This window comes from Streptomyces sp. NPDC001890 (assembly GCF_042891445.1).
Lineage (GTDB): Bacteria > Actinomycetota > Actinomycetes > Streptomycetales > Streptomycetaceae > Streptomyces.
In genome coordinates, this window is the sequence record NZ_JBIATE010000008.1 from 127,282 (window position 1) to 150,831 (window position 23,550).

A 23,550-nucleotide genomic window follows, 5' to 3' on the forward strand; every position below is an offset into this window, starting at 1 on the left:
GCGAGGTGTATGTGTCAAGGCTGCAAGCTGAACGCTTGTACAAGGTGTTCGGCAGACGACCCGATCAAGCCGTGCAGAAGCTCGAAGGCGGCGCCGACCGCGACGAGCTGCGCGCCGACGGAACGACCGCAGCGGTGATCGACGCCTCGTTCACCGTCGAGCCGGGACAGATCTTCGTCGTGATGGGTCTGTCCGGGTCCGGGAAGTCCACGTTGCTGCGCATGCTCAACGGACTTCTGGAGCCCACTGCCGGACGTGTGCTGTTCGACGGCCAGGACCTGACCGCCCTGAGCCCCGCCGAGCTGCGCCACGTCCGGTCCACCAAGATCAGCATGGTGTTCCAGCACTTCGCGCTCTTCCCGCACCGCAGTGTGCTGGAGAACGCCGCGTACGGCCTGGAAGTGCAGGGCGTACCCCGCGCCGAGCGCGAGAAGCGCGCCGCCGACGCGCTGGAGCTGACCGGCCTGGCCGGCTGGGAGAAGTCCTGGCCCGACGAGCTGTCCGGCGGCATGCAGCAGCGCGTCGGCCTGGCCCGCGCCCTGGCCACCGACGCCGACCTGCTGCTGATGGACGAGTCCTTCAGCGCGCTCGACCCGCTGATCCGCCGCGACATGCAGGACCAGCTGCTCGAACTGCAGAAGCGGCTGAAGAAGACCATCGTCTTCATCACCCACGACCTCAACGAGGCCATGCGCCTCGGCGACCGCATCGCCGTGATGCGCGACGGGAAGATCGTCCAGCTCGGCACCGCCGAGGACATCCTCGTCACCCCGGCCAACGACTACGTCGCCTCCTTCACCCAGGACGTCGACCGGACCCGGGTGCTGACCGCGGGCGCCATCATGGCCGAACCGCACACCGTCATGGGCACCAGCACGGACGACGGCAAGGAGCTGCGCACCGCCGCCGACGTGCTCGCGGCCGCCCCGGCCACCGTCACCGAGTCCACGCCGATCATCGAGCTCTTCACGCCCTGCTCGCAGAGCGGGGTCGCCGTCGCCGTGACCGACGCCGAGGGCAAGCTCGTCGGCGTCGTCCCGCGCGCCCGGCTGCTCGCCGTCCTCGGCGAGCCGATGACCCCCGCCGAGGCCCCGAAGGACATCCGGACCGCCACGCCCCTCACGAAGAAGGTGGCCAGTGTTTAGGCTCCCTCTCGGTGACTGGGTCGACTCCGCCGTCGACTGGCTCCAGACCCATCTCGCCTGGCTGTTCGACGCGATCAGCTCCATAGTCAGCAACATGTTCGACGGCATAGCCGCCGTACTCTCCGCCCCCGCCCCGCTGCTCTTCGCGGGCATCGTCGCCGTCATCGCCTGGTGGCTGCGCGGCCTGCTCGCCGGTGTGCTCGCCTTCGTGGGCTTCGCCGTCATCGACTCCGTCGAGCTGTGGGACGAGGCGATGGACACCCTCACCCTGGTGCTCGTCGCCACCATCATCGCGCTGGTGCTGGCCGTACCGCTGGGCATCTGGGCGTCCCGCTCCAAGACCGTCAGCGCGGTGACCCGGCCGGTCCTGGACTTCATGCAGACCATGCCCGCCATGGTCTACCTGATCCCCGGCGTCATCTTCTTCGGCGTCGGCGTGGTGCCCGGCATCATCGCCACCATCATCTTCTCGCTGCCCCCGGGCGTCCGGATGACCGAACTCGGCATCCGCCAGGTCGACGGCGAGCTCGTCGAGGCGGCCGAGGCGTTCGGTACGACCAGGCGCAACACCCTGCTGCGGGTCCAGCTGCCGCTCGCCCTGCCCACGATCATGGCGGGCATCAACCAGGTCATCATGCTGGGCCTGTCCATGGTGGTCATCGCCGGCATGGTCGGCGGCGGCGGCCTCGGCGGCGCCGTCTACCGCGCCATCGGCAACGTGGACGTCGGCCTCGGCTTCGAGGCGGGCATCTCCATCGTCATCGTGGCGATGTACCTGGACCGGATGACCGGCGCGCTCGGCCGCGAGGTCTCCCCGCTCGCCCGCCGCGCGCTCGCCAAGGCGCAGGCGATGGCCGGCGGCTTCAAGATCTGGAACCACCGCCCGCAGCCCGTCGTCGCGGTCTCCGGCGTCGTCGTCCTCGCGCTCGTCGCGGGCGCCCTGGGCGTCTTCGGCTCCTCCGGCACGGACAAGTCCAAGAGCACCGCCGGCGGTGCGGACATCGGCGCGGGCAAGAAGATCAGCATGGGCTACATCCCGTGGGACGAGGGCATCGCCTCCACCTTCCTCTGGAAGGAGATGCTGGAACGGCGCGGCTTCGAGGTCGACGTCAAGCAGTACGAGGCCGGCGCGCTCTACACTGGTATGGCCAACGGCCAGATCGACTTCGAGACCGACTCCTGGCTCCCGGTCACCCACGCCAGCTACTGGAAGAAGTACCAGGACCGCCTGGAGGACATGGGCTCCTGGTACGGCCCCACCTCGCTGGAGCTGGCCGTCCCCTCGTACATGAAGGACGTCGAGTCCCTCGACGACCTCAAGGGCAAGGGCTCGCAGTTCAAGGACCGGATCGTCGGCATCGAGCCGAGCGCCGGTGAGATGGGCCTGCTCAAGGACAAGATCCTGCCGGGCTACGGCCTGGACAAGGAGTACAAGGTCGTCGACGGGTCCACGCCGTCGATGCTGGCCGAGCTGAAGCGCGCGTACGCCAAGAAGGAACCGATCGTCGTTCCGCTCTGGTCGCCGCACTGGGCCTACAACCAGTTCGAGCTCACCAAGCTCAAGGACCCCAAGAACCTCTGGGGCAAGGGCGACGGCATCCACACCCTGGCCCGCAAGGGCTTCTCCGCCGACAACCCCGAGGTCGGCAGCTGGCTCAAGAACTTCAAGATGAGCGAGGACCAGCTCACCGGCCTCGAAGCAGAGATCCAGAAGGCCGGCGCCGGCAAGGAGCAGGAGGCGGTCCGCACCTGGCTGAAGGCCAACCCGGGCGTCGCCGACAAGTGGACCCCGGTCGCCGAGGGCGGCACGGCCAAGGGCGCGAACGGCAAGGACGAGCGCGACCGCGCCGTCGAGATGGCCTGGTTCCCCTGGGAGGAGGACATCGCCGCCACGTACCTGTGGAAGGCCGTCCTGGAGGAGCGCGGCTACAAGATCAACCTCAAGCAGTTCGAGGTCGGCCCGATGTACACCGCGATGTCGCGCGGCCAGATCGACGTGCAGTTCGACGGCTGGCTGCCGTACACCCAGAAGAACTACTGGGAGAAGTACGGCTCGCAGCTGAGCGACCTCGGCTCGTGGTACGGCCCGACGTCCATCGAGGTCGCGGTGCCCTCGTACGTGAAGGACGTCGAGTCCCTCGCCGACCTCAAGGGCAAGAGCGCGCGGTTCAAGGGCCGGATCATCGGCATCGAGCCGGGCACCGCCACGATGGAGAACCTCAAGACGAACGTGCTGCCGGCCTACGGCCTGGACAAGGAGTACAAGGTCGTCGACTCCTCGACGCCCGGCATGCTCGCCGAGCTGAAGCGCGCGTACGCCAAGAAGGAGCCCGTCGCGGTGCTGCTCTGGACCCCGCACTGGGCGTACAGCGAGTACGGCATGACCAAGCTGAAGGACCCCGAGAAGGCCTTCGGCAACGGTGACCGGCTGCACACCATCGCGTCCAAGGACTTCCCGAAGAACTACCCGCAGCTGACGAAGTGGTTCAAGGACTTCAAGCTGAGCGAGGACCAGCTCGCCGGCCTGGAGAACCAGATCCAGAAGCACGGCGCGGGGCACGAGGAAGAGGCCGTGAAGGCCTGGATGGCGAAGAACCCGGGCATCGCGGACAAGATGGCCCCGCAGTAGGACCTCCCGAGGACTCCCGCGGGTTCCGAAGGACCGGAAAGGGTGGGCACCGCCGTCGGCGGGCCCGCCCTTTCGGCGTTCTCGGACGTTCATCATCCGGCCGACCTTGCGCAACCGTATGCGTAATGTGCTGGCAGCCGGAAGGATGGCGAGTCGGGAGGGAGCCGGACATGGACGAGAAGGAAGCACTCCGCGTGGGCGCCGCGGTCCGCCGAAGGCGCAGGACCCTGGGGCTCACGCTGGCCGCGGTCGCCGGCCGCAGTGGTCTGTCCGTGCCGTTCCTCAGCCAGATCGAGAACGAGCGGGCCCGGCCCAGCGCCCGGTCCCTGGACCGGGTCGCCGAAGCCCTGGAGACCACCACGGCACGGCTGCGCGCCGCCGCGGACTCGGCACGCGCCGTCGACGTCGTACGGGCGGCCGAGGGCGAGGGCGTACGCAGGGTGGTGCGCGGACGCCACCAGCTCAGCGCCCTGGAGTTCACCGGGGAACTCGACCTCGGGCGCGAGTTCCAGCACCGCAACGACGAGGTGATGTACGTGGTGCGGGGCGCCGCCGAGGTGGAGGCCGAGGGGCAGGCCTACCGGCTGGAGGAGGGCGACACCCTCTTCCTGTCCGGCGGGGTGCGGCACCGCTGGCGGGCCACCGTGCCCGGCACGAGACTGCTGGTCGTCGCGGTCGCCGAGCACATCGACGCCACCTACGACCCGCGCCGCTGAGAGGGGCCCGTCGTGCGCGTCGTCTCCCTGGTCCCCTCGCTCACCGAGGCCGTCGCCGTCACGGCGCCCGGTCTGCTGGTCGGCGCCACCGACTGGTGCACCCACCCGGCCGGGCTGGCCGCGGCCCGGATCGGCGGCACCAAGAACCCCGATGTTCCGGCCATTCTCGCGCTCCGGCCCGATCTGGTCGTCGCCAACGAGGAGGAGAACCGCGAGCCCGACCTCGCGGCGCTCCGGGCCGCCGGGACCGAGGTGCTCGTCACGGAGATCCGTACCCTCGACCAGGCCTTCGAGGAACTGGACCGGGTCCTGGTCGCCGCCTGCGGGCTGCCCAGGCCGCGCTGGCTGGACGAGGCCGAGGCGGCCTGGGCGGCGCTGCCGCCACCCCGTGCGCCCCGCCGGGCGGTCATCCCGATCTGGCGCAGGCCCTGGATGGTGCTGGGCCGTGACACCTTCGCCGGGGACGTGCTGGCCCGGATCGGCGTCGAGAACGTGTACGCCGGCCACGCCGAGCGTTATCCCCGTGTCCCGCTCGACGTGCTCGGCGCGGCGGGCGCCGATCTGGTGGTCCTGCCCGACGAGCCGTACCGCTTCACCGCCGACGACGGGCCCGAGGCCTTCCCCGCACTGCCCGCCGCACTCGTCGACGGGCGGTACCTCACGTGGTACGGGCCTTCACTGGTGCGGGCGCCTGCGGTGCTGCGAGCAGCGCTCCGCTGAACAGCCCGCGCAGCGTCCGCACCCCGGCCACCGCCCAGGCCGCCACCAGCAGGACGTACAGCGCGACGGCCAGCCAGGTGCACGCGGTGAGCCCGGTGTGCCGGGCCAGACCGGCGGCGCCCGTGACACACGTACCGACGGGGAAGGTGAAGCCCCACCACGTCATGCCGAAGGTCATGCCGTTGCGAACGGCCCGCACCACCATCGAGGCGGCCAGCGCCAGCCACAGCAGCGCGAACCCCATCACCGGCACCCCGTAGAGCACGGCGAACACCCCGAGCCCCGAGGCGTACGGTTCCCCGATCGCACCCTGTGCCACATCGGCGAGCTGATTGACCGCGGTCGTCGACTGGCCCAGCGGGCCGAGGACCAGGAACAGCGTCGGCGTCAGCGCGAGCGGCAGCGGCCCCTGGTGGACGAGCCGGGCGAAGATCAGCGGCAGCATCACCAGCGTGGCCAGCAGACTCAGACCGAACATCGCGTAGCAGGCCAGCAGCATCGCCTCCCGCCACTGCCCGGCCGGCAGCTCCGGCACCAGCAGCGGACCGAGAGCCGCGGAGACCATCGGCGCCACCACCGGCAACAGCCACACCGGTGACGCGTTGCCGGGCTCGATCCGGTGGCGCACGACCATCAGGTACGGGATCGCGACCGCGGCGGCCAGCCCGATCAGCGTGCCGGCCGAGTACAGCACCACGTCCAGGGCGAGCGCAGCCTGGTGCCCGATCACATCCTGTCCGACGACCATCGTCGAACCGCCGACCGCGAGCAGGGCCATCGAGAGACAGCCGTAGAACGGGGCCACGGCCGGGTCGAGCAGATGGCTGCGGGCCTGGTCGCGGTGGGCGATCCAGTGCCCCGTCCGGGCCGCGAGCACCGCGGCGAGCGCGACGACCGCGAGCATCCACACCACCGTGCAGGCGGCCCGCAGCCCCGGCACGTCCACCGGCAGTGCGACCCCCGCGCTCGCGACGATCGAGGTGCCCATCACGGCCGCGTACCAGTTGGGACCGAGGTACCGCAGGGCGGGCAGCCGCTCGGCGGCCGGAAGCGGGGTCGAGGACCGCTGAGCCTGCCGGGCCTGCTGCGTCTGCTGTGCCTGCCGTGTCTGCTGCGTCTGTCGCGTCTGCTGGGTCTGCGGAAAGGTGGCCATGCCACGATTTTCGCGGCGGGGTCCCGGCCCCACCAGGGAGTCCGTCTCTATGAGGTCATAAGGTGGCTTTATGGCCGGTGAAGCGCATGTCCCCCTCTCCCACCGCATCCCCGACCTCGGAGCGCTGGAACTCCTGCTCGCCGTGGCCCGGCACGGCAGCCTGGGGCGCGCGGCCCGTGACATCGGCGTCACGCAGCCCGCCGCCAGCAGCCGGATCCGGTCCATGGAACGCCAGCTCGGCGTGGCCCTGCTGGACCGCTCACCGCGCGGCTCCCGGCTCACCGACGCGGGCGCGCTGGTCACCGACTGGGCGCGCCGGATCATCGAGGCGGCCGAGGCGTTCGACGCGGGCGCGCAGGCGCTGCGCGACCGGCGCGACTCCAGGCTGCGGGTGGCCGCGTCCATGACCATCGCCGAATACCTGCTGCCCGGCTGGCTGATAGCGCTGCGCGCCGAACGGCCGGACACGGCGGTCTCGCTGCTGGCCGGAAACTCGGCGGCGGTGGCGGGCCGGCTCCTGGCCGGTGAGGCCGACCTCGGATTCGTGGAGGGCCTCTCCGTACCGGAAGAGCTCGACGGCACGGTCATCGCCCACGACCGCCTCGTCGTCGTGGTCGCCCCGTCCCATGCCTGGGCCCGCCGCCCGGCCCCTCTCACCCCGCAGGAACTGGCCGCGACCCCGCTGATCCTGCGCGAGCACGGCTCCGGCACCCGCCAGGTCCTGGACGCGGCCCTCGCCGTGCACGGCGGCCTCGCCCAGCCGCTGCTCGAACTCTCCTCCACGACCGCGGTGAAGGGGGCGGCGGAGAGCGGCGCCGGGCCGTGCGTCCTGAGCGAACTGGCGCTCGGCGAGGAACTGTCCTCGCGCCGGCTGGTCAAGGTCCCGGTCGCCGGAGTACGCCTGCGGCGCCAGCTGCGCGCGGTCTGGCCCGCGGGCCACCGCCCCACGGGCCCGGCCCGCGACCTGCTGTCACTGACGGGACGGGACGCCTAGGCCCCGGCCCCTGGTCCCTCACGCTGCGGCGAAACGCCGGTGAAAGCGCTGGCGGGCGTCCCGCTCGGTGACGAAGAATGCGCGGATGAACGTGATCGCTCCACCCGCCACCGGTGTCCGGCACCACTGGGCCGACCTCCCCTCGCCCGTCCGTGACGCCGTAGAGGACATCCTCGGCGGCCGGGTCGTCGAGGCGCGCAGCCAGAGCGGCGGGTTCTCGCCGGGGGTCGCCGCCCGCGTCCGGCTCGCGGACGGCCGGCGCGCCTTCGTCAAGGCGGTGAGCGCCGAGACGAACGCCGCCAGCCCGGACCTGCACCGCGCCGAGGCCCGCCACACCGCGGCGCTCCCGCCCGTCATCCCGCGCCCCGGCTGCTCGGTTCGTACGACGACGGCACCCGGGTCGCCCTCGTCCTCCAGGACATCGACGGCCGCCAGCCCCGCGTCCCCTGGGACGCCGCCGAGCTGGACCGGGTCCTGACGGCGGTCGGCGAACTGGGCGCGGCCCTGACCCCCTCACCGGTCGACGCCCCCGCGGTGGCCGACCGCAACGCCAGGATGTTCAGCGGCTGGCGCACCCTGCTGGCCGACGGGGACACCGGCCGCCTCGACCCGTGGGCGGCGCGCAACCTCGCCCTGCTCGCGGAACTGGAGTCGGGCTGGGCGGAACCGGCCACCGGGGACAGCCTCGCCCACAGCGACCTGCGGGCCGACAACATCCTGCTCACCGACGACCGGGTGGTCTTCGTCGACTGGCCGCACGCGCTGCGCGCCGCCCCCTGGTTCGACCTGCTGACGATGCTGCCGTGCGTGGCGGCACAGGGCGGCCCCGACCCGGAGGCCGTCTTCACCGCCCACCCGCTGGGCCGGGACGCCGACCCGGCGGGAGTGACGGCGGTACTCGCCGCGCTGAGCGGCTACTTCGTGGCGGGGTCCCTGAAACCGGCCCCGCCGGGTCTCCCGACGCTACGGGCCTTCCAGGGGGCCCAGGGCGCGGCGGCACTGCGATGGCTGCGCGGCAGGATCGGGAACGTCGCTGCTTGAGACGGCCCCACGGCCGTACAGCCGCAATGGTGAAGGCGGAAACCTTTACGCCCTGCCCGGGGCCGCAGTGGACGAAGGACGCCAAGTCCTTCCCGCTCAGGTCAAGAACCCGCGCAACAGCGCGGCCGTACCCGCGCAGTGTTCGCGCATCACCGCGCGCGCGGCCTCCCCGTCCCCGTCGAGGACCGCCTCGACGAGGCTGGTGTGCTGGTGCTGCGAATGCTCCAGGTTGCGCACCAGCAGCGGTATGCAGTCCAGCAGGTCGTTCAGGGTGGCCCGGACGGCCGCGTACTGCGTGGTCAGCGAGGCGGACCCGGAGAGTTCGGCCAGGGTCAGATGGAGCAGGGTGTCGCGCCTGCGGTAGTCGTGCAGCGGGGCCTCGTGAGTCGCCGTCAGGGCGGCGCGCAGCCGCTCCGCACCCTCGTCGTCGAGCCCCTGCGCGGCGCACAGCTCGGCCGCCCCGGCCTCCAGCACCTCGCGGAAGCGCAGCACGTCCTCGATGTCGACGGACGCGATCCTGCGGCGCAACTCGTCCTCGCCGGGGCTGCCGATGGGCCGCAGCACGAACGTACCGCCGTACCGGCCGCGCCTGCTCTCCACCAGACCCTGGTCCTGAAGGACCTTCAGCACCTCGCGCAGGGTGACCCGGCTGATCCCCAGCAACTCGGCGAGATCGCGCTCGGCCGGCAGCCGGCCGCCGCCCGGCACCAGCCCGAGCCTGATCACCTGGAGGATCTGCTCCAGCGCCTCCTCGAAGCCGTTCCCCGCCCGGACGGGCCGCAGGACCGGCATCAGACGGTCGACGAACTCGCTTTCCCCGGCCACGCCCCGCTCCCCTTTCAGGCCGACGGCCGGCCAGTAATGGTTTGTCCCCACACCTTAAACTTCACAGCTTGAGTCCTCGGCTGAAGTGGGACAGTCCGACAATCGACGGGTCGGTGCCGGTGGCCGAACCCTAAGGTGTGGGGATGAGCAACGCGACACCGCCCGGCTGGTATCCGGACGCCGCGGCAGCGGGCACCGACCGCTGGTGGGACGGTACGGCGTGGACCGCGCACACCCGCCCGACCGCCGCGCCGCAGGCGTTCGGCCCGCCCGAGCCGGTCGTCACGCCCGCGCCGCAGGCGTTCGGCCCGCCCGAGCCGGTCGCCACGGTACCCGGCAACGGCTCCGCCGCATCCGGTCGCAGCAGCAACCGGGTCGTCGCGCTCGCCGTGGCCGGGCTGGTCGTCGTGGGCGCCGCGGTCACCGGCGCCGTCCTGCTCGGCAGGGACGACGACGGTACGCGGCCCGCAGCCGGGCCGAGCGCCTCCGCACCGTCGTCCACCGCCGCCACGGCCACCCCGTCGCCCAGCGGCTCACCGGCCGAGGACGACCCGAAGATCCTCGTCGACCAGCTCAACGGCATCACCCTGCCGATCCCCGACGGCTGGGAGAAGCCCTCCAGGACCGTCGACCAGGTCCTCACCATGCGTACCGTCGACTCCTACGACTGTCCCGGCAGCTCCTCCGACTTCTGCTACCACGGCACGGTCACCAGCCGCGTCGCGAGCGCCACCGACATCACCTCCGCCGAGGAGCTCGCCGAGCAGGACATCGCCACCGCCGCCGACGGCGCCTACGAGAAGAACATCGTCGGCAACCGGATCCACGGCGGCATCACCTCCCACAAGGTGCTCGACTCAGGGTCCGTGAGCGTCGCCGGACGGGCCGGCTACCAGCTGCGCTGGCGGGTCGACACGGCCAAGGGGCCCGGTGGTTACGTGCAGTCGCTCGTCTTCCCGTCCCCGACCGGCAGCGAGTCGCTGGTGATCGTGCGCTACGCCTTCGACGCGGGCCCCGACGGACCGCCGCTCCGGCTCATGGACACCATCACCAAGGGGATCCGGCCGATCGGCGACAGCGCGACGAGCGGCGGCGCGGGCAGCTCGATCGAGCACTGAGCTGCCGTCGGACGGCCTTCCTGCTCAGAGGAACGTGCGGCCCTCGCCCCGGTACGTCGGCACCGTCGCGGTCACCCGGTCGCCCTCGATCAGCTGCAACGCGTCGAAGCGCTCGCACAGTTCACCGGCCTTCGCGTGCCGGAACCACACCTTGTCGCCGATCAGCAGATCGTCGGCCGGGGCGCCGAGCAGCGGGGTCTGCACCTCGCCGGGCCCCTCCTGCGGGTCGTAGCGCAGCCCCTCCGGCAGATGCGGGACGGGCAGCCGGTCCGGGCCCGCCGGGCCGGACGCCGGATAGCCGCCGCCGAGGACCGTCACCACCCCCACACCGGGCCGGCGCACCACGGGCTGGGCGAACAGTGCCGCCGGACGGGCCGTGAACGACGTGTAGTTGTCGAACAGCCTCGGTACGTAGAGCCCGGAACCGGCCGCGATCTCGGTCACCGCTCGCTCGGCCGCGGTGTGCTGCACACTGCCCGTGCCGCCGCCGTTCACGAACTCCAGGTCCGGCGCCACCGCCCGTACCGCGCGCACCACCTCGGCCCGCCGGACGGCCAGCTCCCTGCGGCCCGCGGCCTGCATCAGCCGGACCGCCCGGGAGCGCAGCGGCCTGCCCGCGACGGAGTCCCCGACCCCGGCGATATGGCCCTCGTACGCCATCAGGCCCACCAGCCGGAACCCCGGCCGCCGCGCCACCGAGCGTGCCAGCTCCGCCAGTTGGGCGGGGGAGCGCAGCGGCGAACGCAGGGCGCCGATCCTGACCCGGCTGCCGAGCAGCTGGAGCGAGGTGTCCAGCTCCAGACAGACCCGGATCTCCTCGTGCCCGCCTGCCCGCGCCGCGTCGATCAGCTCCAACTGCGCGTGGTCGTCGACCATCAGCGTCACCGCGGCGGCCAGTTTCGGATCGGCGGCCAGCTCGGCGATGGCGGCCCGGTCGGCCGACGGATAGGCCAGCAGTACGTCCTCGAAGCCGGCCCGCGCCAGCCACAGCGATTCCGCCAGCGTGAACGACATGATCCCGGCGAAGCCGGGCCGCGCGAGCACCCGCTCCAACAGGGTCCGGCAGCGCACCGACTTGCTCGCCACCCGGATCGGCTTCCCGGCCGCCCGGCGGACGAGATCGTCGGCATTGGCGTCGAACGCTTCGAGATCGACTATGGCGATCGGGGCGTCCAGATGGGCGGTGGCCCGGTTGTAACGGGTCCGGTCAGCGGTACGGGCAGTCATGGCCGCAGCTTGCCAGACCTCCGTACTGCTGGGTAGGGGGATGAACTGCGCAGATCGTCCCGGGCGGGGAGCCGCCCGCTCCCACCGGGGCCGTCCCACCCCGTAGAGTGACGGCACGCGGCAACCAACGGGCCTGCCTGTGAAGTCGATCCGCGCGCGGTACGGAACGGGACCAGGGGGGCGGATGAGTACCGAGGCGCAGCGCGCTCCTGTCCCGCCCCGCCCCACGAACCCACCCCCCGCGCCCCCGGCGCAGACCCCCGCGACGCCCCCCGCGGGCGCGCCCGCCCCGACGGGCCGGAGCACACCTGCGCCCGCCGCCGCGGTCCCGCCCGTGGAGACCACGGCCCGGCTGAGGCCGGTGCCCCCGGCCCCCGCGCCTGCCACCCCGCCGGGTACGGTCCCTCCGCCCGCGCCCGTCCCGCCCGTTGCAGCTCCGCCCGCGCCCGTCCCGCCCGTCGCAGCCGCGCCCGTCACCGCTCCGCCGCGCCCCGAGCAGCCGCCCGCCGTGACCCGACGGCGGCCCGTCGGCGCCGTGGACCTCACCCCGCGCCCGGGAGCGGTTCCGCCACCGGGCGGGCCGGCCCCCGCCCACCAGCAGCCGCACCTGCAACCGCATCCGCAGCCGTTCCGCCTGCCCCCTCCCGAGACACCCGCCGAGACCACCACCCGGCTGCGCCCGATCCGTACCCGGCACCCCGCCAGGACCGCGACCGCCGCTGCCTGTGTCGTGCTCGGGCTCGGACTGATCGGCGGCGCGGCCACCGGTGCCTGGCTCACCAGCGACTCCTCGGCCGACGCCACCGCCCGCAGCGCCTACACCGTGGGCCGCTCCGCCTGGCACAACGTCCCCGTGGACACCCTCTTTCCCCGCACCCTGACCGGTGACGGAGCGGGCCCCGGCGGCGCCGACCGGGTCTGGACCCGGATCGCCGTGGCCCCGGACAGCGGCTGCCGGGAGGCCCTGGACCCGCTGCTGGCCCGGACCCTCGGCCCGGTCGGCTGCGAGCGCATGCTCCGCGCCACCTACACCGACGCCACCGCCAGCAGCGTCACCACGGTCGGGGTGGTCTTCACCGAGGGCGACGAGGCGGCGATGAAGGCGCTGAGCGCCCGCTTCACCGGCCAGAACCTCGGCCGGCGCACCGACCTGATGCCCCGCACCTACCCGGTCGAGGGGACCGTCGCCGCCGGATTCGGCGACCGGCAGCGCGCCAGCTGGACCGTCCACGTACTGACCGAGGTGCCCGTCGTCGTGTTCGCCGTGTCCGGCTTCGCCGACGGCCGCACCGTCACCGACCCGCAGCCCGTCGACAGCGCCATGACCGCGGACGCCACGACGGCCGCTGCCCAGGCCGGGCTCGGCCACGAGGCCAAGGGCATCGCCGACCGGATCGAGCGTGGGCTGCGCAGGACCGTCACCGACCTCACGGAGAAACCGGAATGAGCCGCCGCACCCGCCGCCACCGCGCCCTGGGCGCGGTCTGCGCCGCCACCGCGTTCGCGCTCCTGCCCGCCGTACCGGCCAGGGCCGATGCCATCCGGGACCAGCAGTGGGGTCTCCAGGCCCTCCACACCGACCAGGCCTGGCGGACCACCAAGGGCAAGGGAATCACCGTCGCCGTCGTCGACACCGGGGTCGACGGCAACCTGCCCGATCTGTCCGGCCAGGTACTGCCCGGCAAGGACATGATCGGCTTCGGCGCGGGCCGCGGCGATCGCTCCTGGGCCCGCCACGGCACCGCGATGGCAGGCATCATCGCAGGTCGCGGTCATGGAACGGGGCGCAGCGACGGGGTGCTCGGCATTGCGCCCGAAGCGAAGATCCTCCCGGTCCGGGTGATCCTCGAAGCCTCCGACCCGGCCCGCGCCAAGGCCCGGAAGACACGCGGCACGGCCCTCGCCGACGGCATCCGCTGGGCCGCCGACCACGGCGCCGACGTCATCAACCTCTCGCTCGGCGACGACAGCAAGTCCGCGCACCCCGACGCGGGCGAGGACGCCGCCATCCAGTACGCGCTGAAGAAGGGGGCCGTCGTCGTCGCCTCCGCGGGCAACGGCGGCGAGAAGGGCGACCACATCTCGTACCCCGCCGCCTACCCCGGCGTGATCGCGGTCGCCGCCGTCGACCGGTACGGCACCCATGCCGCGTTCTCCACCCGCCGCTGGTACGCCACCGTCAGCGCACCCGGCGTCGACATCGTCGTCGCCGCACCCGACGGGCAGTACTACGTGGAGTGGGGCACCTCCGCCGCCTCCGCGTTCGTCTCCGGCGCGGTCGCGCTGGTCCGCGCCGCGCACCCGGGGCTGACGCCCGCCCAGATCAAGAAGCTCCTCGCGGACACGGCCCGCGGCGCCCCGGCGTCCGGCCGGGACGACGCCCGGGGGTACGGCATCGTCGACCCCGCCGCGGCGATCGAGGCCGGCGCCGGGCTCCGCCCCGCCGGACTGCGCGCCGACTCCACCGGGACCGGCTACCGCAAGCGCTACTTCGGCTCCGGTCCCACCCCCGAGCAGCACGAGAGCGGCGCCGCGGGCTGGTTCGCGGCCGGCGCGGGCGGCCTCGGAGCGGTTCTGCTGGCCCTGGCGGTGGTGCTCTGGCGCGGCAGGGGCCGGGGCTTCGGCGCCGTACGCGGCTGACCGTCCGGCCCGTACGGACGGGACGGTACGGACCTGTCGGCGGGGCGGCACTGCCCAGGCACTAGGCTCGCCCCGTGGCGCAGAAGAACATTCCGGACCCCGGATACTCCGACGACGACGGCACGGCCGACCCGGCACTGGCCTCGGCCCTGGCCGCCTGGGCCGAGGACCGCAAGGCCGTCGGCCCGGTACTCGAAGCCCTCAAGGGCGCCCGGCTCCTCGTCCCGGTCGTCGCCGTGCTCGGGGAGGTGGAGGAGGACGAGAACGGGCTGCGTCGCGAGAAGACCAGCGACATGGCCGTCCCCACCCTCCAGGCCGGGGACCGCCGGGCCCTGCCCGCCTTCACCTCGACCGACACACTGGCCCGCTGGGATCCGCAGGCACGCCCCGTCGCCGTACCCCTGCACCAGGCGCTCCAGGCCGCCGCGCACGAGAAGGCGGACACGGTCGTCCTCGATCTCGCCGGCCCGGTCGCGTTCGAGCTGACCGGCTCCGCGCTGCTCGCCCTCGCCGAGGGCCGCACCAGCGCCGACCCGCTCGACGACCCCGCCGTCACCTCGGCGGTGCGCGACGCGGTCGCCGCCGAACCCTCGGTGCTCCGCGCCCACCTCGGGCCCGGCCGGGCCGACGGCACCCTCGCCCTGGTCCTCGCGCCCGGCACCGACCCCGCCGAAGCGGCCCGCCGGGTCGCGGAGGTGCTGGCGGCCGACGAGGTCCTGCGCGCCCGCCTGGTGCGCGGCCTGGACCTGGCGCTGCTGCCGGCCGACGCCGTCGCACCGGGCGAGCCGCTCTTCACGCGCTGATCGCACCGCGACGCAGTCGAGTCCCCTGCCCGCCGGGCAGGGGACTCGACTGCGTCGCAGGAGCAGGAACGGGGAGGGGGCTCAGCCGAAGACGGGGCCGGTGTACTTCTCGCCGGGGCCGTGGCCGGGCTCGTCCGGTACGAGCGAGGCCTCGCGGAACGCGAGCTGCAGCGACTTCAGGCCGTCCCGCAGCGGGGCCGCGTGGAAGGAGCTGATCTCGGTGGTGCTGGCGTCCAGCAGCCCGGCCAGCGCGTGCACCAGCTTGCGGGCCTCGTCGAGGTCCTTGTGCTCGTCGCCGTCCTCGGTCAGCCCGAGCTTCACGGCGGCGGCGCTCATCAGATTGACCGCGACCGTCACGATCACCTCGACCGCGGGCACCTCCGCGATGTCGCGGGTCATCTCGTCGAAGCCGGGGGAATCACTGGTGGGGGTCGCGTCACTCATGCGCCATACGATAGGCCCACGCCGCTGCCGCCCCGTCCGCGGGAGCGGCTGAGGAGACAGCGAGTTAGCGCAGCGGTGGCCGAACTGCTAGCCTGGTGTCACATGACCGGCTGGGTAGCTATGTACCCGGCCCACAAGTGGAGGCTCCGATCTCCCACCTGACCGCCCTTCGGGACGGCGGGTCATCCGGTCAGGCGGTGACCATCGTTCCGTACGGACGATGGGACCGCCCGATGCGCCCCGCGGTTGACCGCGGTGGTTCCGGTTGTTCCAGGAGCCCCGCCTGTGTCCCGTCCGGGGCATTTTTATTGCACTGGTGCGGTTGGTCTCACGAAACAGACGTTACGTGGCTGTCCGCCAGGCGGCCGCGTGGTGCTACCGAGGAGGATCCATCAGCGCCGAGCCCCGCATCAACGACCGGATTCGCGTTCCCGAGGTGCGACTTGTCGGTCCCAGCGGCGAGCAGGTCGGGATTGTTCCGCTTGCCAAGGCCCTGGAACTCGCACAGGAGTACGACCTCGACCTGGTCGAGGTGGCGGCGACCGCCCGTCCGCCCGTGTGCAAGCTCATGGACTACGGGAAGTTCAAGTACGAGTCGGCCATGAAGGCCCGTGAGGCGCGCAAGAACCAGGCGCACACGGTCATCAAGGAGATGAAGCTCCGGCCGAAGATCGACCCGCACGACTATGACACCAAGAAGGGTCACGTCGTCCGGTTCCTCAAGCAGGGCGACAAGGTCAAGATCACGATCATGTTCCGTGGTCGTGAGCAGTCCCGCCCCGAGCTGGGCTTCCGACTGCTCCAGCGTCTGGCTTCGGACGTGGAGGAACTCGGCTTCATCGAGTCCAACCCGAAGCAGGACGGCCGGAACATGATCATGGTTCTGGGCCCGCACAAGAAGAAGACCGAAGCCATGGCCGAGGCCCGCGAGGCCCAGGCCGCCCGCAAGGCGGGGCGTCAGGGTTCCACCCCCGACGCCGAGGCCGCGGGAGAGGCTGCCGAAGCGCAGCCCGAGGCTCCGGCCGAGACACCTTCCGAGGCCTGACCTCAGGGGCCGCCATCCAGGCGGCCCCGGGTCTCCCCGGAATTCCCACCAAGATCTGACGCCCCTGCTGCCCGGTGCCCGCACCGCGAGGGGCGCCACTGACGAGGAGAGAACGGCGCGATGCCGAAGAACAAGACGCACAGCGGTGCCAGCAAGCGCTTCAAGATCACCGGCTCCGGCAAGGTGCTCCGTGAGCGCGCAGGCAAGCGCCACCTTCTTGAGCACAAGTCGTCCAAGAAGACCCGCTCGCTGACCGGCACGGTCGTAGTGGCTCCGTCCGACGCCAAGAAGATCAAGAAGCTTCTCGGCAAGTGAGTCCGCGGCCCGCGGTGAATCCGCGGGCGGCGTATTCGAGACCGGGACCAATTCGTTTCCGGGCTGGGTGAGTCGACACCACGAACACCAGCCCCGCTACAAGGAGTTAAAAAGTGGCACGCGTCAAGCGGGCAGTAAACGCTCACAAGAAGCGCCGGGCAATCCTTGAGCAGGCCAGCGGCTACCGCGGCCAGCGCTCCCGCCTGTACCGCAAGGCGAAGGAGCAGGTCACCCACTCCCTCGTCTACAACTACAACGACCGCAAGAAGCGCAAGGGCGACTTCCGTCAGCTGTGGATCCAGCGCATCAACGCCGCTGCCCGCCAGAACGGCATGACGTACAACCGCCTCATCCAGGGTCTGAAGGCCGCCAACATCGAGGTGGACCGCAAGATCCTGGCCGAGCTCGCGGTCAACGACAGCAACGCGTTCGCCGCCCTCGTCGAGGTTGCCCAGAAGGCCCTCCCGAGCGACGTCAACGCCCCGAAGGCCGCCTGATCCAGGTCGCACTGTCTTCCGTTCCGGACCCGCAGGCGCTCGCCGTCTGCGGGTCCGGTGCGTTGCACGACGCATTCCGTACGTCCGCCACCTCCGTACGCAGAGAGGCTCGCCGCCGACCATGGGCACCCCCGAACTGATCTCCCCGCGATCGCCGCGCGTCACCGCCGCCCGGCGGCTGGCCAAGCGCAACTTCCGCGGCAAGGAGCGCAGGTTCATCGCCGAGGGGCCGCAGGCCGTGCGCGAGGCCGCCGAGCACCGCGGCAGCGACGGCGAGCCGACCCTGATCGAGCTGTTCGCCACCGTCGAGGCGGCCGAGCGGTACGCCGACATCGTCGCCGCCGCCCACGCGGCCGGCGCCCGGGTGCACCTCGCCGACGGCGACGTGCTCGCCGACGTCTCGCAGACCGTCACCCCGCAGGGCCTGATCGGCGTCTGCCGCTTCCTCGACTCCCCGTTCGACGCGATCCTGGCCGCGAAGCCGAAACTGGTCGCCGTCCTCGCCCACGTACGCGATCCCGGGAACGCCGGGACGGTGCTGCGCTGCGCCGACGCGGCGGGCGCCGACGCCGTCGTGCTCACCGACGCCTCGGTGGACCTGTATAACCCCAAGTCCGTCCGGGCCTCGGTCGGTTCGCTCTTCCACCTGCCGGTCGCCGTCGGCGTCCCGGTCGAGCAGGCCGTGCAGGGGCTGCGGGCGGCGGGCGTACGCATCCTCGCCGCCGACGGCGCGGGCGACGACGACCTCGACGACGAGCTCGACGCGGGCACCATGGGCGGGCCGACCGCCTGGGTCTTCGGCAACGAGGCCTGGGGTCTGCCGGAGGAGACCCGGGCACTGGCCGACGCGGTCGTGCGGGTGCCCATCCACGGCAAGGCGGAGAGCCTCAACCTGGCGACGGCGGCGGCCGTCTGCCTGTACGCCTCCGCGAGGGCCCAGCGCCCGCGGTGACGACGCAGGGTGTCGCCGCGTCACCGACGACTAGTAGGGTGGCGAACTCGGGGGCCCACTGCACCGGTTCGAGAGGTGGGGTACGGGATATGGCTGTCGGCATGAGCACGCCGCGCGAGACACACGCCGCCGTCGTGCGCGCCGAATCCGCCGACGAGGCGGACGACGCGGCCGAGAGTCCCGAGCCCGCGGCCGCCGGCCTGGGAATCGATCCCGACGACCTGCCCGACGGCCTGGTCGTCGCCGACGGGACCGGCCGGATCATCTGCTTCAACGCCGCGGCCGCCCGGATCACCGCGATGCCCCGGGCCGCCGCCCTCGGCCGCTCCCTGGAGCACGTACTGCCGCTGGAGGACCTCAAGGGCCGCCGCTGGTGGGCCCTGACCGACCCCTACGGCGGGCTCGTCACCCGGGTCGGCCAGCCCGAACGCAATCTGCTGCTGCCCGGCGGCCGGGAGGTCCTGGTCTCCGCCCGCTACGTGCGCGAGCACCCGACCGGACCGGTGCGCCGGGTGGTGGTCTCGCTGCGCGGCACCGAGGCCCGCCGCCGCAACGAACGCAGCCACGCCGAGCTGATCGCCACGGTCGCCCATGAGCTGCGCTCCCCGCTGACCTCCGTCAAGGGCTTCACCGCGACCCTCCTCGCCAAGTGGGAGCGGTTCACCGACGACCAGAAGCGGCTGATGCTGGAGACGGTCGACGCCGACGCGGGCCGCGTCACCCGGCTCATCGCCGAACTGCTCGACATCTCCCGGATCGACTCCGGACGCCTGGAGCTGCGCCGCCAGCCGGTGGACCTCTCCCTCGCCGTCGAACGCCACGTCCAGGCCCTCACCGCGACCGGCCAGACCCCCGACCGCTTCCTCGTCCGCACCTGCCAGCCGCTGCCCGCGGTCTGGGCCGACCCGGACAAGGTCGACCAGGTGCTCGGCAACCTGCTGGAAAACGCGGTGCGCCACGGCGAGGGAACCGTCACCATTGAAGTCGCACCCGCACCCGCGAAGAGCGACGAGAAGGGAACGGCGGTCACCGTGAGCGACGAAGGCCCCGGCATCCCCGAGGAGTCGATGGGCCGTGTCTTCACCCGCTTCTGGCGGGGGAGCAAGCGCGGCGGCACGGGCCTGGGCCTCTACATCGTCAAGGGCATCGTCGAGGCGCACGGCGGCACGATCACGGTCGGCCGCGGCCCCGGCGGCGGCGCGGAATTCCGATTTATCCTGCCCGTGAGCACGCCGGCCTACCTGGTCTGAGCGGGCCCACGGGCCTCCCACACATCCTGTGGCCCTTAGACTCGACCTTTGGCACCTTTGCGTCCTCCAGTCGTCGATCGGGGCCATGGGGGTCCGGGGCCTTCCCCGGTAAGCGCAGTATCAGCCAATCGGAAGCACGGGAAGAGATGTCGGCACCGAACAAGTCGTACGACCCAGTCGAGGTCGAGGCACTGAAACCGGAAGAGATCGAGCGCATGCGGGACGAGGCGTTCGCCGCCTTCGCCGCCGCCGGTGACCTCGACGCGCTCGCCCAGGCGAAGACCGCGCACACCGGGGGTACCTCACCGCTGTCGCTCGCCAACCGCGAGATCGGCGCACTGCCGCCGCAGGCCAAGGCCGAGGCGGGCAAGCGCGTGGGCCAGGCCCGCGGCGCCGTCTCCAAGGCCCTCGCCGCCCGCCAGGCGGAGCTGGAGGCCGAGCGGGACGCCCGCGTGCTGGTCGAGGAGGCGGTGGACGTCACGCTGCCCTACGACCGCACCCCGGCCGGCGCCCGCCACCCGCTGACGACCATCATGGACCGCGTCGCGGACGTCTTCGTGGCCATGGGCTACGAGGTCGCCGAGGGCCCCGAGGTCGAGGCGGAGTGGTTCAACTTCGACGCCCTGAACTTCGTGCCCGACCACCCGGCCCGGCAGATGCAGGACACCTTCTTCGTCCAGGGCCCCGACGGCGCCAGGAACGACGAGTCCGGGGTCGTGCTGCGCACCCACACCTCGCCGGTCCAGGCCCGCTCCCTGCTCGACCGGGAACCGCCGGTCTACGTCGTCTGCCCCGGCCGCGTCTACCGCACCGACGAGCTCGACGCGACGCACACCCCGGTCTTCCACCAGATCGAGCTGCTGGCCGTCGACGAGGGCCTCACCATGGCCGACCTCAAGGGCACCCTCGACCACATGGTCCAGGCGCTCTTCGGCCCGGACATGAAGACCCGGCTGCGGCCCAACTTCTTCCCGTTCACCGAGCCGTCCGCCGAGATGGACATGGTCTGCTACGTCTGCCGCGGCGCGTCCGTCGGCAACCCGGACCGCCCCTGCCGCACCTGCGGCAGCGAGGGCTGGATCGAGCTCGGCGGCTGCGGCATGGTCAACCCCAAGGTGCTCATCGCCTGCGGCGTCGACCCCGACAAGTACAGCGGATTCGCCTTCGGGTTCGGTATCGAACGGATGCTGATGTTCCGCCACAACGTAGAAGACATGCGAGACATGGTCGAGGGTGACGTCCGTTTCACCCGGCCGTTCGGGATGGAGATCTGATGCGCGTCCCGCTTTCCTGGCTGCGGGAGTACGTCGACCTGCCGGCGACGGAGACCGGCCGTGACGTACAGGCCAAGCTCGTCGCCGTGGGTCTGGAGGTCGAGACCGTCGAGCAGATCGGCGCCGGCCTCAAGGGCCCGCTGGTCGTCGGACAGGTACTGACCATCGAGGAGCTGGAGGGCTTCAAGAAGCCCATCCGCTTCTGCACGGTCGACGTCGGCAGCGCCAACGGCACCGGCGAGCCGCAGGAGATCGTCTGCGGCGCCCGTAACTTCTCCGTCGGCGACAAGGTCGTCGTGGTCCTCCCGGGCGCCGTGCTGCCCGGTGACTTCGCGATCGCCGCCCGCAAGACGTACGGCAAGACCTCGCACGGCATGATCTGCTCCACCGACGAGCTGGGCATGGGCGACGACGGCACGCACGGCATCATCGTGCTGCCGCCGGAGCACGAGGTGGGCACCGACGCGATCGAGCTGCTCCAGCTCGTCGACGAGGTCCTGGACATCGCCGTCACGCCCGACCGCGGCTACTGCCTCTCCATGCGCGGCGTCGCCCGCGAGACCGCCATCGCGTACGGGCTGCCGCTGCGCGACCCGGCGCTCCTGGACGTGCCCGCGCCGAACGCGTACGGCTACCCGGTCAAGGTCGCCGACCCGATCGGCTGCGACAAGTTCACCGCGCGCACCGTGGTCGGTCTCCAGCCCGAGGCCCGCTCCCCGATCTGGCTGCAGCGCCGCCTGCAGAAGGCCGGGATGCGCCCGATCTCGCTCGCCGTCGACATCACCAACTACGTGATGCTCGAACTCGGCCAGCCGCTGCACGCCTACGACCGCACCCGTGTCGACGGGCCGATCGGGGTGCGCCGCGCCCAGCAGGGCGAGAAGCTCACCACCCTCGACGGCACGGTCCGCGTCCTGGACGCCGAGGACCTGGTCATCACGGACAACCGCGGGCCGATCGGCCTCGCGGGCGTCATGGGCGGTGCCAACACCGAGATCGCGGACGTCGACGGCGAGCACCACAGCGCCGAGGTCGTCATCGAGGCCGCGCACTTCGACGCGATCTCGATCGCCCGGACCGCGCGCCGCCACAAGCTGTCCTCCGAGGCGTCCAAGCGCTTCGAGCGCGGATCCGACCCGCAGGCCGCCGCGGCCGCCGCACAGCGCACCGTCGACCTGCTGGTGCTGCTCGCCGGCGGCACCGCCGAGGCCGGGGTCACCGAGGTCAGCGCACCGTCGGCGCCCCGCACCATCGCGATGCCCGCGAACCACCCCGACCGGGTGGCCGGCGTCGAGTACGGCCGCGAGACCGTCGTGCGCCGCCTCCAGGAGGTCGGCTGCGACGTCTACGGGCAGGACGAGCTGATCGTCACCGTGCCGTCCTGGCGCCCCGACCTCAGCGAGCCGAACGACCTCGCCGAGGAGGTCATCCGCCTGGAGGGGTACGAGAACCTCCCGTCCACCCTCCCGACCCCGCCGTCCGGCCGCGGGCTCACCGACCGCCAGCGGCTGTACCGCAGGGTCGGCCGGGCGCTCGCCGGCGCCGGCTACGTCGAGGCGCTGAACTACCCGTTCATCGGCGAGGCCGCGCTCGACCAGCTCGGGCTCGACGCCGAGGACGCCCGCCGCCGCACCGTCAAGCTCGTCAACCCGCTCTCCGACGAGGAGCCGGCGCTGCGCACCACGCTGCTGCCGGGCCTGCTCGGCGCACTGCGGCGCAACGACGGCCGCGGCAGCCACGACCTCGCGCTCTTCGAGACCGGCCTGGTCTTCCGGCCGACCGGCAACGAGACCAAGGCCGTCCGGCTGCCCGTCGACCGCCGTCCCACCGCCGAGGAGATCGCCGGGCTCGACGCCTCGCTGCCGCGTCAGCCGCGCCGCGCCGCGGTCGTCCTCGCGGGCGCCCGTGAGCAGGCCGGCTGGTGGGGCAAGGGCCGCCCGGCCGACTGGGCGGACGCCATCGAGGCCGCCCGCACCATCGCCCACGAGGCCGGTGTCGAGGTGACCGTGCGCAGTGACCGGCACGCGCCGTGGCACCCGGGCCGCTGCGCCGCGCTGTACGTCACGGTGAACGGCGAGGAGACCCTGTTCGGTCACGCCGGTGAGCTGCACCCGCGGGTCGTCAAGGACCTCCACCTGCCCGAGCGGACCTGCGCCATGGAGGTCGAGCTCGACGTCCTGGAGCAGGCCGTCGACGGCGCGCTCCAGGCGCCCCGGATCTCCACCTTCCCGGTGGCGACCCAGGACGTCGCGCTGATCGTCGCGGAGAACGTCCCGGCCGCCGACGTGGAGCGGGCGCTGCACGAGGGCGCGGGCGAACTGCTCGAATCGGTGCGGCTGTTCGACGTCTTCACCGGTGAGCAGATCGGTGCGGGCCGCAAGTCGCTCGCGTACGCGCTGCGCTTCCGCGCGGCGGACCGCACGCTGACCGTGGACGAGGCCTCGGCCGCGCGCGACGCGGCGGTGGCCCTGGCCGCCGAGCGGACGGGCGCGGTGCTGCGCGGCGCGTAGCGGTCGCCCGTACAAAAGGCGAGGAGGGGCGCATCCGGTGACCGGATGCGCCCCTCCTGCCATGCTCGCCGAACGGCGTGGACCGCACGCGGGCCCCGGCACGGCCCGGGGGAACCCGGCTCCGTGCCGATCCCGCAGCCACCCTCCGATCCGTGGGCAGTGGGCCGTGCGGTCCGGCGCCGTCCGCGCTGCCACGGAGTGTCGGGCAGGTCGGCAGAGCGGACGGCGCGGTTGCGGGTCGTCGTACTGTAC

At 72.4% G+C, this 23,550-nt stretch carries 20 protein-coding genes and 1 pseudogene; 17 read left to right on the top strand and 4 right to left on the bottom strand.

Annotation, left to right across the window (positions count from 1 at the left end; translation table 11 throughout):
- The first annotated feature begins 71 nt into the window (after window positions 1–71).
- The 4 genes from ACFYY1_RS21550 (at window position 72) to ACFYY1_RS21565 (ending at window position 5,210) form a co-directional block, all read left to right on the top strand.
- Entirely contained in the window at window positions 72–1,145 is a 1,074-nt protein-coding gene (locus tag ACFYY1_RS21550; RefSeq protein WP_388587792.1) for a glycine betaine/L-proline ABC transporter ATP-binding protein, read from the top strand.
- Window positions 1,138–3,774 (top strand): ABC transporter permease/substrate binding protein, encoded by a 2,637-nt coding sequence (locus ACFYY1_RS21555; RefSeq protein ID WP_388587793.1) that lies wholly within the window; start codon window positions 1,138–1,140, stop codon window positions 3,772–3,774. Before ACFYY1_RS21550 ends, ACFYY1_RS21555 begins: the two co-directional genes overlap by 8 nt.
- Before the next feature lie 170 nt (window positions 3,775–3,944).
- A complete protein-coding gene (locus tag ACFYY1_RS21560; RefSeq protein ID WP_388587795.1) occupies window positions 3,945–4,490 on the top strand; it encodes a helix-turn-helix domain-containing protein in 546 nt (181 codons plus the stop codon).
- A 12-nt stretch (window positions 4,491–4,502) separates the two neighbouring features.
- Complete coding sequence (locus ACFYY1_RS21565; protein ID WP_388587797.1) at window positions 4,503–5,210, top strand: helical backbone metal receptor; 708 nt, start codon at window positions 4,503–4,505, stop codon at window positions 5,208–5,210.
- Here the strand turns inward: ACFYY1_RS21565 and ACFYY1_RS21570 are convergent.
- Window positions 5,149–6,363, bottom strand: a complete 1,215-nt coding sequence (locus ACFYY1_RS21570; RefSeq protein ID WP_388587800.1) for a TDT family transporter — start codon at window positions 6,361–6,363, stop codon at window positions 5,149–5,151. The two genes, ACFYY1_RS21565 and ACFYY1_RS21570, sit on opposite strands and share 62 nt — an antisense overlap.
- Window positions 6,364–6,433: 70 nt before the next feature.
- Here ACFYY1_RS21570 and ACFYY1_RS21575 point away from each other — a divergent pair, with 70 nt between their 5' ends.
- The gene (locus ACFYY1_RS21575) at window positions 6,434–7,357 is read left to right on the top strand and encodes a LysR family transcriptional regulator (protein WP_388587803.1); all 924 of its coding nucleotides are present in this window, start codon (window positions 6,434–6,436) and stop codon (window positions 7,355–7,357) included.
- An 85-nt stretch (window positions 7,358–7,442) separates the two neighbouring features.
- A pseudogene (locus tag ACFYY1_RS21580) lies at window positions 7,443–8,398 on the top strand (phosphotransferase).
- 96 nt (window positions 8,399–8,494) lie between these two features.
- Here ACFYY1_RS21580 and ACFYY1_RS21585 read toward each other — a convergent pair.
- Window positions 8,495–9,190 (bottom strand): FadR/GntR family transcriptional regulator, encoded by a 696-nt coding sequence (locus ACFYY1_RS21585; protein ID WP_388588113.1) that lies wholly within the window; start codon window positions 9,188–9,190, stop codon window positions 8,495–8,497.
- A gap of 176 nt (window positions 9,191–9,366) precedes the next feature.
- Here ACFYY1_RS21585 and ACFYY1_RS21590 point away from each other — a divergent pair, with 176 nt between their 5' ends.
- Complete coding sequence (locus tag ACFYY1_RS21590; protein WP_388587805.1) at window positions 9,367–10,341, top strand: DUF2510 domain-containing protein; 975 nt, start codon at window positions 9,367–9,369, stop codon at window positions 10,339–10,341.
- 24 nt (window positions 10,342–10,365) lie between these two features.
- Here ACFYY1_RS21590 and ACFYY1_RS21595 read toward each other — a convergent pair whose 3' ends face one another.
- Window positions 10,366–11,568 carry an amino acid deaminase/aldolase gene (locus tag ACFYY1_RS21595; protein ID WP_388587807.1) on the bottom strand — a complete coding sequence of 401 codons (1,203 nt, stop codon included), beginning with the start codon at window positions 11,566–11,568 and terminating at the stop codon, window positions 10,366–10,368.
- Between the two features lie 508 nt (window positions 11,569–12,076).
- On the opposite strand from ACFYY1_RS21595, the gene ACFYY1_RS21600 reads away from it, so the two are divergent.
- From ACFYY1_RS21600 to ACFYY1_RS21610, 3 genes are all read left to right on the top strand, one after another.
- Window positions 12,077–13,015, top strand: coding sequence for a hypothetical protein (locus ACFYY1_RS21600; protein WP_388587810.1), 939 nt, complete (start codon window positions 12,077–12,079; stop codon window positions 13,013–13,015).
- Window positions 13,012–14,208, top strand: coding sequence for a type VII secretion-associated serine protease mycosin (gene mycP, locus ACFYY1_RS21605; RefSeq protein WP_388587812.1), 1,197 nt, complete (start codon window positions 13,012–13,014; stop codon window positions 14,206–14,208). The genes ACFYY1_RS21600 and mycP overlap by 4 nt, the downstream gene beginning before the upstream one ends.
- A 74-nt stretch (window positions 14,209–14,282) precedes the next feature.
- A complete protein-coding gene (locus ACFYY1_RS21610; RefSeq protein ID WP_388587815.1) occupies window positions 14,283–15,011 on the top strand; it encodes an SseB family protein in 729 nt (242 codons plus the stop codon).
- 81 nt (window positions 15,012–15,092) lie between these two features.
- On the opposite strand, the gene ACFYY1_RS21615 is transcribed toward ACFYY1_RS21610, so the two are convergent.
- Window positions 15,093–15,455, bottom strand: coding sequence for a DUF1844 domain-containing protein (locus ACFYY1_RS21615; RefSeq protein WP_388587818.1), 363 nt, complete (start codon window positions 15,453–15,455; stop codon window positions 15,093–15,095).
- A gap of 346 nt (window positions 15,456–15,801) precedes the next feature.
- Between ACFYY1_RS21615 and infC the strand changes: the two genes are divergently transcribed.
- The 7 genes from infC to pheT all read left to right on the top strand — a co-directional run bounded on the left by infC (window position 15,802) and on the right by pheT (window position 23,298).
- On the top strand, window positions 15,802–16,500 hold the full coding sequence (gene infC, locus ACFYY1_RS21620; protein WP_266736011.1) for a translation initiation factor IF-3: 699 nt from the start codon (window positions 15,802–15,804) through the stop codon (window positions 16,498–16,500).
- A 120-nt stretch (window positions 16,501–16,620) separates the two neighbouring features.
- Window positions 16,621–16,815 (top strand): 50S ribosomal protein L35, encoded by a 195-nt coding sequence (gene rpmI, locus ACFYY1_RS21625; RefSeq protein WP_072484441.1) that lies wholly within the window; start codon window positions 16,621–16,623, stop codon window positions 16,813–16,815.
- A gap of 113 nt (window positions 16,816–16,928) precedes the next feature.
- On the top strand, window positions 16,929–17,312 hold the full coding sequence (gene rplT, locus ACFYY1_RS21630; protein ID WP_072484442.1) for a 50S ribosomal protein L20: 384 nt from the start codon (window positions 16,929–16,931) through the stop codon (window positions 17,310–17,312).
- Window positions 17,313–17,433: 121 nt separating this feature from the next.
- A complete protein-coding gene (locus ACFYY1_RS21635; RefSeq protein WP_266736009.1) occupies window positions 17,434–18,264 on the top strand; it encodes an RNA methyltransferase in 831 nt (276 codons plus the stop codon).
- An 89-nt stretch (window positions 18,265–18,353) separates the two neighbouring features.
- A complete protein-coding gene (locus ACFYY1_RS21640; protein WP_388587821.1) occupies window positions 18,354–19,514 on the top strand; it encodes an ATP-binding protein in 1,161 nt (386 codons plus the stop codon).
- A gap of 146 nt (window positions 19,515–19,660) precedes the next feature.
- Window positions 19,661–20,788: a phenylalanine--tRNA ligase subunit alpha gene (gene pheS / locus ACFYY1_RS21645; protein WP_388587824.1), complete on the top strand. Its 1,128-nt coding sequence runs from the start codon at window positions 19,661–19,663 to the stop codon at window positions 20,786–20,788.
- Window positions 20,788–23,298: a phenylalanine--tRNA ligase subunit beta gene (gene pheT, locus ACFYY1_RS21650; protein WP_388587826.1), complete on the top strand. Its 2,511-nt coding sequence runs from the start codon at window positions 20,788–20,790 to the stop codon at window positions 23,296–23,298. Before pheS ends, pheT begins: the two co-directional genes overlap by 1 nt.
- Window positions 23,299–23,550: the final 252 nt, after the last annotated feature.